A 19,067-nucleotide genomic window follows, 5' to 3' on the forward strand; every position below is an offset into this window, starting at 1 on the left:
ATTAGATGTTAATAGTCGGATTTATATTTAAATCCCGCCGCCCTGTTCATGAATCGAGCTGCTCTCATTTTTAACTGCCTTCATAAGACTCAGTGCACCTAGTGAAGCAAGCAGTACACTCATCATGATAAAGATAGAGTAATAGTCTCCTTTTAAGAAAAGGCTTACCAACAAATAAGATAGACTAAGTGATAAGAAAGGTGACACAACCCATACCTTCAGCATTTTTTTCACAACATGTTTATGAAAAATGTTCGGTCCACCCTTTGCCATACCAAGCCCAATAATGGACGAGGAGGTAATTTGAGTAAGGGGAACAGGGAGTCCGAATATAGAGCTGACGATGACAAGTCCTGCACCGGTGCTCGATAATAGAATGCCTTCACCCGTTTGATAGCGTGTAATTTTCTTTCCGTTTGTTTCTAGTACCCTTCTTCCTAGAAGCAGCGCCCCAATGGCCACAAAGATTCCGCCGTAAAGGGTTCCTTGCCCGACTGATAAAACACCTGATGCGACAAGCGGGCCGACCGCATTGGCGACATTGTTCATGCCGGCTGAAAACGCTTCTAAAAACCCACTGATAATCAAAACAACAGATAAGATCAATGTACCTTTTTTGGATAATGTCCGTTTAGGGAACAATCTGATGATTTTGACAACAGCAAAGGTAAAAACAAAGGCAACAATCGGAATAATCACCCAAAAAGAGACAATGACTAAGATCGATTTCACATACAGCACTTTATATGCGGCTGCCACACCGACCACAGCTCCTACTGTGACCTCACTTGTGGATAAAGGAATGGCCAAGAGGTTCGCTATGAAAAGTGATAATGCGGCCGAGCCAATGATGATACACACAATTTCAAGTGTGATGACAGATTCAGGCATAATCCCGGAGCTGATCGTTTTGACGACCTCGCCGCCGCCAATCACTGAACCTGCTAATATTCCAACTGCACAAACGCTGAGCGCGTATATTGGCTTTTTGATCGCACCTGAACCATATGCGATGCCCATCGAAGCGGCTGCTCCGCTTGCGCCAATATTTAAAGCAAAGAATAAGCTAAATAAAATTGCGGCGATTTCCATACATTATGCTCCCTTACTCATGTAATCCGCACTCAGTCTTTGCTGTCCCTGACCATCTTCCAGAACGCAAATCATCAGCAGTAAATGCCGGCTGTGTACAAGGTGCACACCCGATGCTTGGATATCCTTGGTCATGCAGCGGATTATAAGTAAGATCCTCTCTAGACGCATATCTCCATATGTCCTTCCACGTCCAGTGAATGAGCGGACATACTTTGACTGATTGGAATTTTTCATCCTTATTTAAGAAGTTCGTACCTGCTCGTTTAGGCGACTGCTCTCTTCTTAAACCAGACAGCCATGCCGGATAGCCAGATAGTGCCTCTTGCAATGGAATGACCTTTCTCATATGGCAGCAGCTTTGAGGATTCGTTTCCCATAATTTATCACCATGCTGCTCATTCTGCTCTTCCACCGTCAGCTCAGGTGTTTTCAGCACGATGTCTAACCCGGGATATCTTTCCCTAACTGCATCAATGGTGTCGTATGTTTCCTTGAAATGCAGACCTGTATCTAAAAAGACAATTCTTGCATCTTTTTTTACTTTCGCAATAAGATCGATCAGGACAATGCCCTCAATGCCAAAACTGCATGCATAAACGAGCTGATCACCATAGTGGCCGTACGCCCATTTCAGCACAGATAGGGCCCCTTTATACAAATCGTCCTCTTGAAATGTAATGGACGGCTCTTGCCAATTTTCATAAGTTAACATTGTTTCTCCCCTTCCGGAGTACTGCTTCTATTGCTATTCTCCGCACTACTTTAATCTGATTTTTTCATTTTTTTCCACTTGAATCACTTGACCGTCCTGAACGATCAACGTAATTGAACCGAATTTCATATCCCCAATCAGCTCTTGCATATGCTTCACTAAGTCCTCATCCTGGTTTTGTTTCAGTTCCATCTCCTCTTCCTCCTCACCGTTAAAATAAAAAAACTTTCTTTCAGTCCGAAAGAAAGATGAGGAAGCTCACGATTTCCTTATCTTTCAAAATAGAATCATTTTGCAGGAAGTAGCACCTTGCAAATCGCAGGTTGCCGGGCTTCATCGGGCCAGTCCCTCCACCTCTCTGGATAAGAGTTTTAATTTGTATTAAATATTAACACAATTCAAACAAAAGTCAACCCGACTTTATTGATAGGATTAGTTTTTATTTAAATTTGAGTCTTTTTTACTATTTTTAACCAAATAAAAAACTGTGCAGCGCAGCACAGCTTTTTTAAAACAAGACAAGCTTTTTAGACCGTTTCTTCCATCCAAGATTCAGACGAAGGATCCTGTCTCCAACGTTTTAGTTTATTCATAGCAGAAGGCTCAATTGCTTTTAGCTCAAGTGCCACTTCTGTCAGTGTGTCATAGTCTGTCAGCGTGACATAGGGAATGTTTTTCTCTTGAAAAGCCGCAGCTGCTTTTGGCAGTCCATAAGTGAAGATCGCAACAACTCCGAGTACTTCACAGCCTTCTTCTTCTAAAGCAGCCACAACTTCAAGAACGCTGCCTCCAGTTGAGATGAGGTCTTCTACGACAACCACCTTTTGGCCAGGTGATACGGCTCCTTCAATTTGATTTCCTTTTCCGTGTGCTTTTGGTTTACTTCTTACATAGCACATCGGTACGTTCAGACGATCAGCTGCTAATGCCGCATGAGGAATGCCAGCTGTAGCTGTACCTGCGACAACTTCCGCTCCTTCAAAATGAGTGAGAATCAAGTCTTTTAAACCTTCCGCAATGTCTCCTCTGACCTCAGGATAAGACAAGGTGAGGCGATTGTCACAGTAAATCGGTGATTTGATACCGCTCGCCCATGTAAATGGTTCGTCTGGTTTTAAAGAGACAGCTTTGATTTGTAATAAATGCTTCGCGATTTTCGTTTTCATCCGGCAGTCACTCCCACTCTTTCAAAATTTGTTGATAAGCTTCCACTGGGTTTGTGGCTTTTGTGATCGATCTTCCCACAACAATCTGTGAAACACCCTGTTCTTTGGCAAAGGCAGGTGTCGCCACACGCTTTTGGTCATCCGTTTGATCATTTGGTAAGCGAATCCCTGGTGTGACAGTGAGAAAGGAAGGAGAGATTTGTTCATGAAGCTGTTTTGATTCATGAACAGAGCACACCACACCATCAAGTCCACTTTCATATGCCAATTGTCCATAATGAAGCACCGCCTCTTGCAATGGGCGGTCAATTAGTAATTCTTTTTTCATCATATCTTCTGACGTGCTTGTCAGGTGGGTCACTGCAATAATAGCCGGGCGATTTTGCCCGGCAGGGGTTCCGCTTTCAAGTCCCTCTACGGCCGCCTGCATCATTCTTTTCCCGCCGGCTGCATGTACATTCACCAAATCAACACCAAGTGCAGCAAGCCTGTTCATCGCTTTTTGCACAGTTGTTGGAATGTCATGAAGCTTCAGATCAAGGAAAATACGGCAATTTTTTTCTTTCAGTGCGTCAATAATGGCAGGACCTTCTTGGTAAAACAGCTCCATGCCAACCTTTACGAATAATGGAGTGCCTTCAAAACGATCTATAAAGGCGTGCGCCTCCTGTCCTGATGGAAAATCAAGCGCGATGATGGGCAAGTGCTTCATGTTTCCAGCTCCTTCCGATGCATTCCTCTACAGATGAATACCCATAAGCCGCTAACACATTCGGCAGTTCATCAATGATTTCCGGGCAAATAAATGGGTTCACAAAATTGGCTGTCCCAACAGCTACCGCACTTGCGCCAGCTAGTAAAAATTCAAGTACATCTTCAGCGCTTTGCACCCCGCCCATCCCAATAATCGGAATAGAAACGGCCTGACTGACCTCATGCACCATTCGGATGGCAACAGGTTTTACAGCAGGACCTGATAATCCGCCTGTTTTATTGGCAAGAATGGGTTTGCCTGTCTTTAAATCTAAACGCATCCCAATCAAGGTATTGATCATGGTGAGTCCATCCGCTCCAGCCGATTCAATCGCTTTAGCAATCTCAACGATATTGGCTACATTAGGTGACAGTTTCACATAAACAGGAACGGAGGAAACTTCCTTAACGGCTTTTGTCAATGTAGCCGCCATTTCTGGATCGGTCCCAAAGGCAATTCCACCTGTTTTCACATTCGGACACGAGATATTCAGTTCAAGGGCGTGAACATTACTTGCTTGACTAATTTGCTTCGCTACTTCAACATAATCATCAACTTGTGATCCAGCAACATTGGCAATAATAGGGGTATCGAACTGCTCAAGCCAAGGTAATTCATGTTCAAGCACGCCTTTTAGACCTGGATTTTGGAGACCAATCGCATTCAGCATACCGGCTCCTGTCTCAGCTACCCTCGGTGTCGGGTTGCCAAATCTCGGTTCAAGGGTCGTGGCTTTAATCATGATGCCGCCCAGCAAGGAAAGGTCATATAATGATGCGAATTCTTTTCCAAATCCAAAACAGCCTGATGCAGGAATGATTGGATTTTTTAGAGATAAGCCGGGTAATTCGATGTTTAGCATGATAGCGCCACCTCCTCCGCTTTAAAAACAGGTCCATCCAGACAAACTTTAACGTACGGTTTCTCGTGCTGATCGGTATGACAGACACAAGCAAAGCATGCACCGATTCCGCAGCCCATTCGTTCTTCCATTGAAATATAGACAGGCTTATCGGGATAAGAGTCTTTTAGTGCTTTTAACATAGGTGTCGGTCCACAGGAAAGCAAGACATCAAAGTCCAGCTCATTCTCTTCAATGACATTTGTCACGAAACCTTTCGAACCATATGTCCCATCACCGGTTGCGATAAACGTATCTCCGAGTGCTTGAAACTTCTCCTCATAAAATACATCCTTTTTCGATTGAAAACCGAGAACATGTTTTACGATGACGCCTTTTTTCGTTAACAACTTAGACAGTTCATATAGCGGAGGCACACCGATTCCTCCACCGACTAATAATGCGGTCTGTCCGGCCTGAACGACTGAAGGGTCATAGCCGTTTCCAAGCGGACCTAACACATCGACTGCCTCTCCCGCCCGCTTTTGGGAAAGGAGCTTTGTGCCCTCTCCCTCTGCGCGGTAAATGATGGTTGCTTCTTGCTTTTCGGCATGAATGTTGGCAATACTGATCGGTCTTCTCAGCAGCGGTGTCATGGATTCACTGACCTTTATATGAAGAAACTGTCCAGCTGTTTGAAAGGATTCAACAAGATCACCCTTTAATGTCATTTCGTAAATATGATCAGCGATCTCTCGGTTTGAGACGACCGTCAAGTATGCTTTTTTCATATCGTTACTGTCACCTCAGCATTCGTTTTCACTTCTGGCATTTCATCTGCTCTAAATGTCATGCTCTCTAGCACTCTTAAAATCGCTTCCGCTGTATCTAGTGACGTTAAGCAAGCGACACCATTTTCAACAGATTCACGTCTAATTCTAAAGCCGTCTCTTGCCGGCTGTTTTCCTTTTGTTAAGGTATTGATGACAAATTGGGCTTCACCATTTCGAATGACATCCAGCAGGTTCTTTCCTTCTTCTCCTATTTTGCCGACAACACTTGATGGAATAGAGGCTTGTTTTAAGTAATTCGCTGTTCCTTCTGTTGCTAAAATATGATAGCCGATGGAATGGAATCTTCTTGCAATCTCAAGTCCTTCTTCTTTATCTTTATCAGCCACTGTCAGGAGAACCGTTCCGTCTTTTGGAATTTGAATGCCTGATGCAATCAATCCTTTGTAGAGGGCTTTTTCGATTGTGATATCTTTCCCCATGACTTCACCTGTTGATTTCATTTCAGGCCCTAGTGTAATATCTACTCTTCTTAGTTTTGCAAAAGAGAAGACTGGAACTTTCACATATACGCCTTCTTGCTCAACATGAAGCCCTTCTTGGTAGCCATAGTTTTTCAGTTTTTCTCCTAAAATAACCTTTGTAGCTAAGTTCGCCATTGGAATGCCTGTAATTTTACTTAAGAATGGGACAGTCCGGCTTGAACGCGGATTCACTTCAAGTACATACACTTCACCTTTTGATAGCACAAATTGAATGTTCAAAAGCCCAATGATGTTAAGGCCTTTTGCGAGTTTAATCGTGTATTCTGCGATTTTCGCTTTGATGTCCTCAGACAAAGTTTGCGGCGGGTAGACCGCAATCGAGTCTCCAGAGTGAACGCCGGCTCTTTCAATGTGTTCCATAATGCCTGGTATGACAACCGTTTCTCCGTCAGACACAGCATCTACTTCAATTTCTTTTCCTGTCAAATACTTGTCAATGAGCACTGGGTGCTGCGGATTGACTTTCACCGCATTCTCCATGTAGTGAAGGAGCTCAGCTTCTTGATACACAATTTCCATTGCACGGCCGCCTAATACATAGGAAGGACGGACAAGCACAGGGTAACCGATTTGATTCGCAATCGCTACTGCCTCTGGCACAGACGTTGCTGTCTTACCTTTTGGCTGCGGCACGCCGAGAGTTTCTAATGTTTGTTCAAACTTGTCACGGTTTTCCGCACGGTCAAGGTCTTCAAGCGATGTTCCAAGTATCTGAACCCCTCTATTTGATAATTCATCTGCTAAGTTAATCGCTGTTTGTCCGCCAAACTGAACGACGACACCTTCTGGTTGTTCAAGGTCGATGATGTGCATCACATCTTCTACAGTGAGTGGTTCAAAGTAGAGCTTATCTGAAATACTAAAGTCTGTTGAGACGGTTTCAGGGTTGTTGTTAATAATAATGGCTTCATAGCCTGCTTGTTTGATTGCCCACACTGAATGAACGGTCGCATAATCGAATTCTACTCCTTGTCCGATTCTGATTGGACCTGAGCCTAGCACGATGACACTTTTCTTATCTGTTCGTTCGGATTCATTTTCATCTTCATATGTGCTGTAGAAATATGGTGTTTCTGATTCAAATTCTGCCGCACATGTGTCCACCATCTTATACACAGGAACGATGCCTGCTTCTGTTCTTAGGTTATAGACATCTGCCTCATTCATATTCCATTCGCGGCTAATATAAATATCTGAGAAACCTTTTTCTTTCGCTTCTTTTAAAACGTCTACATTGCCTTTGTTTTCTTTTAGTGTCTTTTCAAATGCGATAATGCCTTCCAGCTTATGAAGGAAGAAATAATCAATTTTCGAGAATTCATGAATCTGTTCGACGGTATAGCCTCTTCTTAGCGCCTCAGCGATATAAAACAGACGCTCATCTCCTGCTTTGATAATCCGCTTTTCAAGCACTTCGTTTGTAATGTCCGCTTCGTCTTTTAATTCAATGTGATGCACATCCGCTTCAAGTGAACGAACAGCCTTTAAAAGAGACTCTTCTAATGTGCGGCCAATCGCCATGACTTCACCCGTTGCTTTCATTTGTGTTCCAAGTCGTCTGTTGGCAGATTCAAATTTATCGAACGGCCAGCGCGGGATTTTTGAAACGATATAGTCGAGTGCTGGCTCGAACGCTGCATATGTTTTACCTGTGACTGGGTTCATCATTTCATCAAGTGTTAGGCCAACTGCGATTTTCGCTGCAAGTTTTGCAATTGGATATCCAGTTGCTTTAGACGCAAGAGCAGAAGAACGGCTCACGCGCGGGTTTACTTCGATAATATAGTATTGGAAGCTGTCTGGATCAATCGCCAGCTGTACGTTACATCCGCCTTCAATGCCAAGTGCACGAATCAACTTGAGTGACACATTACGAAGCAGCTGATATTCACGATCACTTAGCGTTTGACTTGGTGCCACAACGATACTGTCACCTGTGTGGATGCCGACAGGATCAAAGTTTTCCATGTTACAAACCACAATGGCATGATCTCCGCTGTCACGCATGACCTCATATTCAATTTCTTTAAAACCTGCGATACTTTTTTCAAGCAAACATTGTGTCACCGGACTTAATTTCAGTCCATTCTCGACGATTTCTTTTAATTCTTGCTCATTTGTACAAATTCCGCCGCCTGTGCCGCCTAGTGTATAGGCTGGTCTAACAATGACCGGTAAACCGATTTGATCTGTGAATGCCATCGCTTCTTCAAGGTTATGGATAATTTCACTTTCTGGTACAGGTTCATTTAATTCATTCATTAGATTACGGAATAAATCTCTGTCCTCTGCTTTTTGAATAGCTGACAGCTTTGTGCCTAGTACTTCAACACCGCATTCAGCGAGTACACCAAGATCTGATAATTCAACAGCAAGGTTCAATCCAGTTTGTCCGCCAAGTGTTGGCAGAATCGCATCAGGACGTTCTTTTCGAATGATTCGTGTTAAAAATTCTGGTGTCAGTGGTTCGATGTATACCTTATCGGCCATTTCTGTATCCGTCATGATCGTCGCAGGGTTAGAGTTCACAAGAACGACTTCATAGCCCTCTTCTTTTAGCGCTAAGCAAGCCTGTGTGCCTGCATAGTCAAACTCCGCTGCCTGACCGATGATGATTGGACCTGAACCGATCACTAAAATCTTTTTGATATCTACGCGTTTTGGCATACTTCTTCCCCTTCTTTCTCAGTTGTATGAATCATGTCCATGAACTCGTCAAATAAGTAGTTCGCATCTTCTGGACCCGGTGATGCTTCTGGGTGATACTGGACAGTGAATGCTGGTGCTTCTTTATGTTTTAATCCTTCAATGGTGTTGTCATTTAGCGCAATATGTGTGACTTCAAGCACGTCTTCATTAATGGCGCTAACCGTGTAGCCATGGTTTTGAGACGTCAAGGTTACCTTGCCAGTTGCTAGTTCTTTGACTGGATGGTTGGATCCTCTATGCCCAAATTTCATTTTTTCTGTACTTGCGCCGCACGCAAGCGCAAATAACTGGTGTCCTAGGCAGATACCAAAGAGTGGTACCTTTCCAATCAGCTGCTGAATCATTTCAACTGCTTCTGGTACATCGACTGGGTCTCCAGGTCCGTTTGAAAGCATGATGCCATCTGGTTTTAACTGTAATACTTCATCTGCCGTGATATTGTATGGCACCACAATGACATCACAATCTCGCTTATTGAGCTCGCGCAAAATGCCGTGCTTCATGCCGAAATCGACAAGCACAATTCTTTTGCCTCTTCCTGGGCTTGGATACGCATTTTTCACAGATACTTGGCTTACTTGATCTGTTGGCAGCTGCATCGTTTGAAGGCGGCTTACAACGTCTTCTACTTGTTCATCCGGTCCTGCAAATGCTCCTCTTAATGTACCTGCACTTCGAATCATGCGCGTGAGCTTGCGTGTATCAATGCCGCTGAGACCCGGAATATTTTTCATTTTTAAATACTCATCAAGTGAGTATGAAGAGCGCCAGTTTGAAGGCTTTTCACAAAGCTCTTTCACGATCAGCCCTTTCACAAACGGTGTGATCGATTCAAAATCATCACGGTTAATGCCGTAGTTGCCGATCAGCGGGTAAGTGAGTGTGACAATTTGTCCGCAGTACGACGGGTCAGACAAAATCTCTTGATAGCCTGTCATCCCTGTGTTAAAGACGACTTCTCCGACTGACGGTTCTAAGCTGCCAAAGCCTGTTCCTTCGAATACTGTTCCGTTTTCTAGCACTAAGCGTCTCTTCATTTTACTAGTCTCCCCTCTTCATAAACGACTTTCCCAGATGCAAGTGTCATGACCGGCCATCCTGATACAGTCAATTTGTCAAACGGTGTATTTTGTCCTTTAGATAAGAAGCTTTTTTTGTCAATTGCCATTTCTTTGTTTAAATCAATCAGTGTGATATCAGCAATTTGACCTTCTTCCAGCTTTCCGTATGGAAGAGCAAAGGCTTCTGCTGGTTTGATGGTCATATAATCAACAAGTTCTTTTAATGTCCATTCCCCTGTTTTCACAAAACGTGTGTACAGAAGCGGGAACGCTGTTTCAAGTCCGACAATCCCAAAAGGTGCCCTCTGCATCGTTTCGTTCTTTTCTTCTTCTGTATGCGGTGCATGGTCTGTGGCGATAAAATCAATCGTGCCATCTAAAAGCCCCTCGATCAGCGCCTCGCGATCTTCTGCTCCTCTGAGCGGCGGATTCATTTTATAGTTTGTGTCAAGACCTGGAATGTCTGCATCACACAAGAGAAGGTGATGTGGCGAGACCTCAGCTGTCACACGAATGCCTGCTTTTTTTGCATCGCGTACCACTCGGACGGATTCCTTTGTACTGATATGACATACATGATAATGACAATTCGCTGCTTCTGCTAAGAGGACATCTCTTGCAATATGCACCGATTCACAAATTGACGGTATCCCGTTTAACCCATTTGCTTTTGAAAAGTCTCCTTCATGAACGCATCCTCCATAAATGAGTGAGTTATCTTCACAGTGCGCCACTATGGCTTGATCAAGGCTTGCTGCCTTTTTCATTGCTTCGTACATCATGCCTGCGGTTTGAATACCAACACCGTCATCCGTAAAGGCAAATGCGCCCGCTTCTTTTAACGCTGCAAAGTCTGTCATCTCTTCGCCAATTTGTCTCGTCGTGATCGAAGCGTATGGCAGTACTCTTACAGATGAGGTCTCTTTGATTCGATTCATCAGCCATTCCATTTGTTCTTTTGTATCTGGAACTGGCCGTGTATTTGGCATCGCTGCAATGGTCGTATACCCGCCTCTTGCTGCTGCCTTAGAACCTGTTTCAATGGTTTCTTTTTTCTCGCCGCCTGGCTCTCTTAAATGCACATGCAGATCAATCAAACCTGGTGATACAAATAGCCCTGCTGCATCAATGACTTCTTCTCCGTCTTCTCTTTCTAAATGACCCATTGCTTGAATCACTTTTCCTTCTACCCTAATATCCTGCTGCACTCTTTCCCCTGTGCTTGTTAAGATAAAACCGTTTTTAATGAGATATGACATAGACAGAATCTCTCCCTTTTTGATGTAGTCTGCTATTTTGAAAAGCTCTTTTTAACACAGCCATTCGGATATACACACCATTTTCCATTTGTTTAAAAATCCTTGACTGCTTTGACTCTACTAATGAATCATCTATTTCAACACCTCTATTTACTGGTGCTGGATGCATAATAATCGCTCTTTCTTTCATTTTGCTTGCCCTGTCTACTGTTAATCCATAAGTCGATAAGTAACCCTCGTTGCCCATCTTTTCTGAGTGTCTTTCATGCTGAATTCTCAGCAGCATCACCACGTCAGACCGCTTCATGGCTTCGTCCACCTCGACATACGTTCCATGAGGATTTTGTTCATCTTGGAAGGAAGCTGGTCCTGAAAAGAGCACTGTCGCTCCTAGTCTTGCGAGGACTTCAGCATTGGACCTTGCCACCCTGCTATGTTTGATATCACCATGAATCGAGATCGTTAAGCCTTCAAAACCGCCAAACTCTTCAAAGATCGTCATCAAATCCAGCAATGATTGTGTAGGGTGCTGTCCGCAGCCATCTCCCGCATTAATGATTGGAATCCCGACCTTCCCAATCAGCTCTTTGTAATATTCGTCGGTACTGTCTCTGATGACACATGCCTTGACTCCGATGGATTCAAGTGTTTTCACTGTATCGTAAAGGGTCTCTCCCTTTTGAACAGAGGTACTTGCTGCGTCTAGGTTCAGCACATTCATTCCAAGTTTCTTCTCTGCCACCTCAAAGCTAAAACGCGTTCTTGTACTTGGTTCAAAGAAGAGGTTCGCTACAAATTCACCTGCTAAACCATGTTCCTGTTTCCCTTTTTTCAATGCACATGCTTCTTCAATCAGCTGTAAAATTTCTTCCTTTGACAAGCTGCTCATTGTCGATAAATCATTCATTTTTTCTTCCCCCTCTAGTTTTTCATCACTTTCAGGTTCAAAAAAACCCTAAGCCTCGGCAGCTTAGGGTTCTCCAAAAGAAGCAGGGGTGCTTTCGCACGTTCTGCTCCGTTTAGAACCCTTGTCAGCCTCACTGGACTTCTTTTAAAAGGTTTTCGGTATTCGATTCATTTGACTCATCATCTTCTGCCTTTTGATGCGGCAGAATCAGGTTTAGCAGGACGCCAGTAATAGCAGCGAGTGCCATTCCTGACAGCGTCAGATTGATTTGTTTCACCTCAATGAATGCCCCGCCAATACCAATGACTAAGATGACTGATGCGATAATGAGATTGCGCTTTTCTTCAAAATTCACTTTATGATCAATCAGGATTCGCAGTCCGCTTGAAGCTATGATTCCAAAGAGCAGGAACGAAACGCCCCCCATAACCGCGGATGGTACTGTACTGATTAATGCTGAAATTTTCCCAACAAAGCCGAAGCAGATCGCAAACACCGCTGCTCCGCCGATGACGAAGATACTGAACACTCTTGTGATGGCAAGGACGCCAATGTTCTCTCCATAAGTCGTTGTTGGAGGTCCGCCGATGAGTGAAGCGAAGATTGTCGCCGCACTGTCTCCTAAAATGGAGCGATGAAGACCTGGTTTTTTAATAAAATCTTGTCCAACAACTTTGCTTAACACGACTTGATGGCCGATGTGCTCAGACATGGTCACAAAGGCAACTGGCACCATCACTGTGAGAATGCTTAAGGTCACAGCAGGAGTATAGTCGACAAATGGTACAACAAAGTCTGGTACAGCAAACCATTTTGCAGCAATGACCGGCTGGAAGTTCACAATGCCTTGTGTTAAGGCAAAGAGGTAGCCGCTGATAATGCCGATTAAGACTGGAATCAAGCTAAGGAATCCTCTTAGGAAGATCATACTAATAATGGTGACAGCGAGTGTGAAGCCTGCAACCATTAAGTGCTTCAGGCTGTAAACAAGCTCCTTTGCATTCGGATCCACGTACATCGCCATGTTAACAGCTGTTCCAGCGAGTCCGAGTCCGATGACCATAATGACGGGTCCTACAACGACAGGCGGCAGAAGCTTCATTAGCCAGCCTGTGCCAAGCCATTTGATAAATAATGCGATGAGTGCATATGCCACACCAGCCATAAAGGCACCTACCATTGCGGCTCCAGGGCCGCCGGTGGCTTTTACATTCAAGATAGGGGCGATAAAGGCAAAGGACGATCCAAGATACGCCGGAATCTGCCCTCTTGTGATGATTAAGTACACAATGGTTCCAACCCCGCTTGAGATGAGCGCAACGGCTGGGCTCATATCAATGATCTTTGGTACAAGAATGGTTGCACCAAACATGGCAAACAAGTGCTGCAGGCTGAGTGACAGCCATGTGAACGGTTTTGGGATATCTCGAATGCCTAAATTGGCTTTTTGCTGACTCATGATTTTCCTCCTAGATGTGTCCTTTTTCATTAAAAAAGCCTCTTTGCGAGTATGCGCAAAGAGGCCTAGAAAAACCGTACACGTCACTTTAGTCGTGTGCTCGGTGTCTCTGTTATTGCCCTCTTTGCAAACTCTCTGGAATGCATTTAAAAAGGTTATTTTTCATATATAGCGACAAGGTCGTTTTGATCTACTTCATTGAGCTGAACCATGACTGTCTCTGCTTTTGATGTCGGGATGTTTTTTCCGATATAATCTGCCCGAATCGGCAGCTCCCGGTGTCCCCGGTCGACTAGAACAGCTAGCTGAATGGAAGATGGTCTTCCTACATCCACAAGCGCATCCATAGCTGCTCTCACCGTTCTGCCTGTGAACAGAACATCATCCACGACAATGAGTGTTTTGTCATTAATGTCAGCTGGAATGTCTGCACCCTTGACAAGCGGGTCTTGATTCTCTGTCTTTTTTGTCAGGTCATCACGGTATAGCGTAATATCCAGTTCACCCACAGTCACGGGGTTTCCTTCAATTTGCTCGATGCGCTCTGCAAGGCGCTTTGCAAGATGAATACCTCTTGTCTTGATCCCGGCTAGGATGACATCCTTCATCCCTTTGTTGCGCTCAATCATTTCATGTGCAATACGGGTAAGCGCTCGTCTTATCGCTTGTTCATCAAGAATGACTGCTTTTTGTTCCATCTTTTACACCTCTTTTTGACAAATAAAAAGCCCCTTCTGCAAAGGGCAGAGAGGGGCGCTCATTTGTGCATACTCGTGCACAAATTGATCCGTTATCCTTCTCAGCCTCTCTGGACTGTCTTAAAGAATCTCAATTTCTTCGTTTATTATTTCAAAAAAAGAACGGCCTGTCAATCGTTATTTCTTAATGAATCGATAAAGCCCCGCATATCAGCTGGAATTGGAGCTGTAAACTCCATATATTCTCCTGTTCTAGGGTGATCAAATCCTAACACGCCTGCATGCAGCAGTTGTCCATTGAAATCAACCGTTTTTCTCGGGCCATATTTTGGATCTCCTGCAAGCGGATAGCCAATGTATTTCATATGAACACGAATTTGGTGGGTTCTTCCTGTTTCAAGGCGGCATTCTACAACGGTAAAGTCTTTAAAGCGCTCCATCACATCAAAATGAGTGACTGCCTGCTTTGCATTTTCTTTTGTGACCGTCATGCTTTGGCGATCTTTTTTGTCTCGACCAATTGGTGCATCAATCGTTCCAGTATCATGCTGAATGATGCCATGAACAACGGCTGTGTATTTTCTAGTGACCGTTTTCGCCACCAGCTGATTGACGAGTGATTCATGCGCCATATCATTTTTTGCGACCATTAAAAGCCCTGACGTATCTTTATCAATCCGGTGGACAATTCCTGGTCTCATCACACCATTAATGCCTGACAAATCATTGCAATGAGCCATGAGGCCATTGACAAGAGTACCTGTCACATGTCCTGGTGCTGGATGAACGACCATTCCTCTTGGTTTATTGACCACTAGTACATCTTCATCCTCATAATAAATATCAAGATCCATTGATTCCGCTTCTACATCTAGTGCTTCTGGATCTGGAATCTCTACTTTGATTTGATCTCCAGCTTGTACTTTATAATTGGCCTTCACTTGTTTTCCATTTACTTCGATGAGCCCATCTTTCACCCACTGCTGGACTTGGGTTCTTGACCATTCTGGTTCAGTTGTGCTTAAAAATTTATCAAGCCGTTCACTCGTTTGTTCTTCTGAAACGGCAATGTTTACTTGATTCATGTAGTTGACTCCTTATTTTTCTTTCCATCTAAAAGCATTTGAATAAAGAGCAGAATGACCCCCACACATAGAGAGGAATCTGCGATATTAAAGATTGGATAATGATAATCCCCAAATACGAAATGAGCAAAATCAACCACTTCTTGACGGAAAATACGGTCAATAAAGTTCCCAATCGCTCCGCCAAGCATTAAGGCAAGCGCTACGCCAAGTAGCTTGTCCTTTTGTCCATGTTTTTGCAAATAATAAACAATTCCTGCAATAACAACGAGTGTGATCACATAGAAAAACCACATTTGTCCTTGGAGAATCCCCCATGCGGCTCCTGAATTTCGGTGAGATGTGATGTAAAAGAAGCCATCAATCACAGGAATAGAATCACCGAGCATCATATGTTTGACAATGAGCCATTTTGTTAATTGATCTAAACAAATTATCACGAATGCGATTATGTAATAGAACACACACGTTCCTCCATCTTCATACTTTGGTCTTTAAGCATTTTATCAAGAAAACAGGATGGAGTAAAGAAACTTTAGTTGACAGACAAAAACCTCCCTACATGTGGAAGGCTTCAAAATGAGAATCGTTTGATTCATAAGGATAAGGGGTGAATGCTTTTTTCTCGTATTGCTTATGATATAAAAAGTCGTCAGTCGTACGAGCAGTCGGAAGAATACTCATTTGTTCAATGGGCATTGTATGCCCAGTCGCCTCACATATGCCATAAGTTCCTTGTTCAATTTTTGCAATCGCGAGCGAAACATCTTGCAGTTCTTCTTTGATGTGATAAAGAAGCGTGGTCGTTTTTGCTTGATCGAAAGTGACATGTTCAGCGGGTGAACGCAATGATGCATATTCAAACAGTTTCGATTGCAGTTCTTCTCTCATTTGAAGGAGTTCCATGTAAATCGTCTCTAGATCGCCATTCATGTCGCTGATTCAACTCCTGCCCTGTCGTGATAATCATATTGTTGCCCCGCCTGTTCACTTTAAAGCCATAAGATTTTTCCTTTCGTTCTAAACGCTGTCATTTTCTCTATATCAAAAACGCCCCGCTATATGCGGGGCGCTAGTTGGTGATATCACGCTGTTAATTCTGGTAATATTTCTCCACGATTTCAGCATTTTTGAGCGACAATGTTGGGTATTTTGGATTTGCGCCAACATCTTTTGAAATAATGCGGGAGCGTTCGCACAGTTCGCCTTCTGCTTTTTGAACAACAATACGTCCTGATGTGTATTCAGGCGCTGATGCGTCTGCATGTTTCTCATCTTCTACTGTTAATTCAGAAATGATGAAGAGCTGCTTCACATCTTCTTTAATGGATGCAAGAAGATTTTTCACTTCCTCTGTTGCATAAAGGGTCACACTTGCTTCAAGTGAACGTCCGATGACTTTCTCATTACGCGCAATTTCCAGCGCTTTTAGCACATCGTCACGTACTTCCATAAAGCGGTCAAACTTCACTTCTGTCGCTTCTGCTTGAGGAACAGCTACACCTTCTGGCATATCTGTTAACTGAACACTTGGCTCTTCAACAAAGCTTAAGTGGCTCCATAGTTCATCTGCTGTATGCGGAAGAATTGGTGCTGTCAGCTTCACTAACGCCATTAATGTTTCATAGAAGACCGTTTGCATGCTGCGGCGGTCTGGATGATCCGCATGCTCAATGTATACCACATCTTTTGCAAAATCGAGATAGAAAGAGCTAAGCTCAATCGTACAGAAGTTGTGGATGGCATGATAGACAACCGCAAATTCGTAATCATCATAAGCTTTTTTCACTTTATCAATTAATTTGTTTAATTTGATTAAGATATATTGATCCACTTCGCGAAGCTCTTCGACTGGTACTGCATTGACTGCTGGATCAAAGTCAAACAGGTTACCATGCAAGAAGCGGAACGTGTTACGGATTTTACGATAAACTTCTGCGACTTGTTTTAAAATGTCGTCAGACACTGGATGATCGGCTTGATAGTTGACAGAAGATACCCAAAGTCTAAGAATCTCCGCACCAAGCTGCTTCGCCACTTTCGTCGGATCGATCGTATTGCCTAATGATTTACTCATTTTGCGTCCTTCTTTATCAAGCGTAAAGCCATGGCTGAGAACACCTTTATATGGCGCCTTTCCTGTGACAGCAACTGCTGTAGATAAAGATGAGTTAAACCAGCCGCGATATTGATCAGAACCTTCAAGGTAAAGGTCTGCCGGACGAACAAGGTCATCTCGTTCTTCTAATACCGCTTGGTGAGAAGAACCAGAATCAAACCATACATCCATGATATCTTGCTCTTTTGTAAATTCACCGTTCGGGCTGCCTGGATGTGTAAAGCCTTCAGGCAATAATTCTTTTGCTTCTTTTTCAAACCAAATATTTGAGCCATGTTCTCTAAATAATTGAGAGACGTGCTGAATCGTTTCATCTGTGATGATTGGCTCACCATTTTCAGCATAGAAGACTGGGATTGGAACGCCCCATACACGCTGTCTTGAAATGCACCAGTCACCTCTGTCACGCACCATATTGAACAGGCGCGTTTCGCCCCAAGCTGGAACCCATTTCGTTTCTTTAATATTATCTAATAGCGCTTCTCTGAAATCTTTAATGGAAGCAAACCACTGAGCAGTTGCACGATAAATTGTTGGTTTTTTCGTTCTCCAGTCATGCGGATAGGAGTGCGTGATAAAGTCGAGCTTTTTCAATGCGCCTTTTGCTTCAAGCTGTTCTGTGATGGCTTTATTGGCATCCTCGTAGAATAGTCCTTCAAAACCAGGTGCTTCTTCTGTCATCACACCTTTTTCATCTACTGGACATAGCACATCAAGACCGTACTTCATACTTACGATAAAGTCATCTTCCCCGTGACCTGGCGCTGTGTGAACACAGCCTGTTCCTGCATCTGTTGTGACGTGATCGCCAAGCATCACAAGAGAATCTCTATCGTAAATTGGATGTGCTGCAACGACCTTATCTAATTCTTTACCTTTTAACGTTTTCACAACTTCGTACTCTTCAAAGCCAAGTGTTTTTGCCACTTGTTCAACTAGCTCAGATGCGATGACATATCGCTCAGCACCCACTTGAAGCACACTGTACTCTAGGTTTGGATGTACACAAATGCCAAGGTTTGCAGGAAGTGTCCACGGTGTTGTTGTCCAGATGATGAACTGCTCGCCGTTTTCAAGTACGCCTTTGCCATCTTTCACTTTAAATGATACGTAAATCGATGGTGAACGTTTGTCCTTGTATTCAATTTCTGCTTCAGCAAGTGCTGATTCACTTGATGGAGACCAGTTAACAGGCTTAAGACCTTTGTAAATATAGCCTCTTTTCGCCATTTCACCAAAGACAAGAATTTGCTGCGCTTCGTATTCAGGCTTTAATGTCACATATGGATTGTCCCAGTCTGCTCTTACGCCCAAACGTTTAAACTGATTGCGCTGACCTTCGATTTGCTTCCAAGCATACTCCTCACATAGTTTACGGAATTCTGCTGTCGACATTTCTTTGCGTTTGACTTTTTTATTTTTCGTAAGGGCTGTTTCAATCGGTAAGCCATGTGTATCCCAGCCCGGTACGTACGGTGCATGGAATCCATTCATTGATTTAAAACGGACAATAAAATCTTTGAGGATTTTATTGAGTGCGTGCCCCATATGAATGTCACCATTCGCATATGGAGGTCCATCATGCAAAATAAAGGTTGGGCGTCCTTTTGTCCGCTCTAAAACCATTTGATAGATGTCTTTTTCTGCCCACTCCTCTTGGATTTCAGGCTCTTTGTTCGGCAGGTTCCCTCTCATCGGGAATTCTGTTTTTGGCATTAATAAGGTGTCTTTGTAGTTCATACCTATTCCTCCACATGCAAATTCGTATTAAAAAACAATAAAAAAAGCCCTCTCATCCCATAAGGGACGAGAAGGCTTGTCTCGCGGTACCACCCTTTTAGACAAGCGCTTTGAAATTGCCGCTTA

17 protein-coding genes, 1 riboswitch and 1 other annotated feature (1 of these 19 only partly in view) are annotated in these 19,067 nt (G+C 43.6%); all 17 genes read right to left on the bottom strand.

Annotated features, from left to right (window positions below):
- Positions 1–27: 27 nt before the first annotated feature.
- A complete protein-coding gene (locus tag N521_RS15770) occupies positions 28–1,092 on the bottom strand; it encodes an inorganic phosphate transporter (protein WP_008344915.1) in 1,065 nt (354 codons plus the stop codon).
- Positions 1,093–1,105: 13 nt separating this feature from the next.
- Complete coding sequence (locus tag N521_RS15775) at positions 1,106–1,807, bottom strand: phosphoadenylyl-sulfate reductase (RefSeq protein ID WP_007499702.1); 702 nt, start codon at positions 1,805–1,807, stop codon at positions 1,106–1,108.
- Positions 1,808–1,852: 45 nt separating this feature from the next.
- Complete coding sequence (locus N521_RS19415; protein WP_008344920.1) at positions 1,853–1,999, bottom strand: YezD family protein; 147 nt, start codon at positions 1,997–1,999, stop codon at positions 1,853–1,855.
- Positions 2,000–2,073: 74 nt separating this feature from the next.
- A riboswitch (SAM riboswitch) is annotated at positions 2,074–2,176 on the bottom strand.
- A 158-nt stretch (positions 2,177–2,334) separates the two neighbouring features.
- Positions 2,335–2,973 (bottom strand): orotate phosphoribosyltransferase, encoded by a 639-nt coding sequence (pyrE, locus tag N521_RS15780; protein ID WP_035392113.1) that lies wholly within the window; start codon positions 2,971–2,973, stop codon positions 2,335–2,337.
- Positions 2,974–2,980: 7 nt separating this feature from the next.
- Positions 2,981–3,685 (bottom strand): orotidine-5'-phosphate decarboxylase, encoded by a 705-nt coding sequence (pyrF, locus tag N521_RS15785; RefSeq protein ID WP_035392115.1) that lies wholly within the window; start codon positions 3,683–3,685, stop codon positions 2,981–2,983.
- Positions 3,657–4,589 carry a dihydroorotate dehydrogenase gene (locus N521_RS15790; RefSeq protein ID WP_017359348.1) on the bottom strand — a complete coding sequence of 311 codons (933 nt, stop codon included), beginning with the start codon at positions 4,587–4,589 and terminating at the stop codon, positions 3,657–3,659. The genes pyrF and N521_RS15790 overlap by 29 nt, the downstream gene beginning before the upstream one ends.
- On the bottom strand, positions 4,583–5,359 hold the full coding sequence (locus N521_RS15795; protein ID WP_035392118.1) for a dihydroorotate dehydrogenase electron transfer subunit: 777 nt from the start codon (positions 5,357–5,359) through the stop codon (positions 4,583–4,585). Before N521_RS15795 ends, N521_RS15790 begins: the two co-directional genes overlap by 7 nt.
- Positions 5,356–8,571: a carbamoyl-phosphate synthase (glutamine-hydrolyzing) large subunit gene (gene carB, locus N521_RS15800; RefSeq protein WP_035392121.1), complete on the bottom strand. Its 3,216-nt coding sequence runs from the start codon at positions 8,569–8,571 to the stop codon at positions 5,356–5,358. Before carB ends, N521_RS15795 begins: the two co-directional genes overlap by 4 nt.
- A complete protein-coding gene (locus tag N521_RS15805) occupies positions 8,556–9,650 on the bottom strand; it encodes a carbamoyl phosphate synthase small subunit (RefSeq protein WP_019743288.1) in 1,095 nt (364 codons plus the stop codon). Before N521_RS15805 ends, carB begins: the two co-directional genes overlap by 16 nt.
- A complete protein-coding gene (locus N521_RS15810) occupies positions 9,647–10,933 on the bottom strand; it encodes a dihydroorotase (protein WP_035392124.1) in 1,287 nt (428 codons plus the stop codon). The genes N521_RS15805 and N521_RS15810 overlap by 4 nt, the downstream gene beginning before the upstream one ends.
- Complete coding sequence (locus N521_RS15815) at positions 10,917–11,840, bottom strand: aspartate carbamoyltransferase catalytic subunit (RefSeq protein WP_017367206.1); 924 nt, start codon at positions 11,838–11,840, stop codon at positions 10,917–10,919. Before N521_RS15815 ends, N521_RS15810 begins: the two co-directional genes overlap by 17 nt.
- 130 nt (positions 11,841–11,970) lie before the next feature.
- Positions 11,971–13,299 carry a solute carrier family 23 protein gene (locus N521_RS15820; RefSeq protein WP_017359351.1) on the bottom strand — a complete coding sequence of 443 codons (1,329 nt, stop codon included), beginning with the start codon at positions 13,297–13,299 and terminating at the stop codon, positions 11,971–11,973.
- A 155-nt stretch (positions 13,300–13,454) separates the two neighbouring features.
- Positions 13,455–13,997: a bifunctional pyr operon transcriptional regulator/uracil phosphoribosyltransferase PyrR gene (gene pyrR, locus N521_RS15825; protein ID WP_007499718.1), complete on the bottom strand. Its 543-nt coding sequence runs from the start codon at positions 13,995–13,997 to the stop codon at positions 13,455–13,457.
- A gap of 170 nt (positions 13,998–14,167) precedes the next feature.
- On the bottom strand, positions 14,168–15,082 hold the full coding sequence (locus N521_RS15830; protein ID WP_007499719.1) for an RluA family pseudouridine synthase: 915 nt from the start codon (positions 15,080–15,082) through the stop codon (positions 14,168–14,170).
- Complete coding sequence (lspA, locus tag N521_RS15835) at positions 15,079–15,546, bottom strand: signal peptidase II (protein ID WP_008344942.1); 468 nt, start codon at positions 15,544–15,546, stop codon at positions 15,079–15,081. The genes N521_RS15830 and lspA overlap by 4 nt, the downstream gene beginning before the upstream one ends.
- 94 nt (positions 15,547–15,640) lie before the next feature.
- Positions 15,641–16,015, bottom strand: coding sequence for a TraR/DksA family transcriptional regulator (locus N521_RS15840; RefSeq protein ID WP_008344944.1), 375 nt, complete (start codon positions 16,013–16,015; stop codon positions 15,641–15,643).
- A 160-nt stretch (positions 16,016–16,175) separates the two neighbouring features.
- Complete coding sequence (gene ileS, locus N521_RS15845; RefSeq protein WP_008344945.1) at positions 16,176–18,941, bottom strand: isoleucine--tRNA ligase; 2,766 nt, start codon at positions 18,939–18,941, stop codon at positions 16,176–16,178.
- A 59-nt stretch (positions 18,942–19,000) separates the two neighbouring features.
- Positions 19,001–19,067, bottom strand: a binding site (T-box leader); it runs 171 nt beyond the window's last position.

The sequence above is a fragment of the Bacillus sp. UNC125MFCrub1.1 genome, assembly GCF_000701305.1.
In the GTDB taxonomy this organism is placed as follows: Bacteria; Bacillota; Bacilli; order Bacillales; family Bacillaceae; genus Bacillus; species Bacillus altitudinis.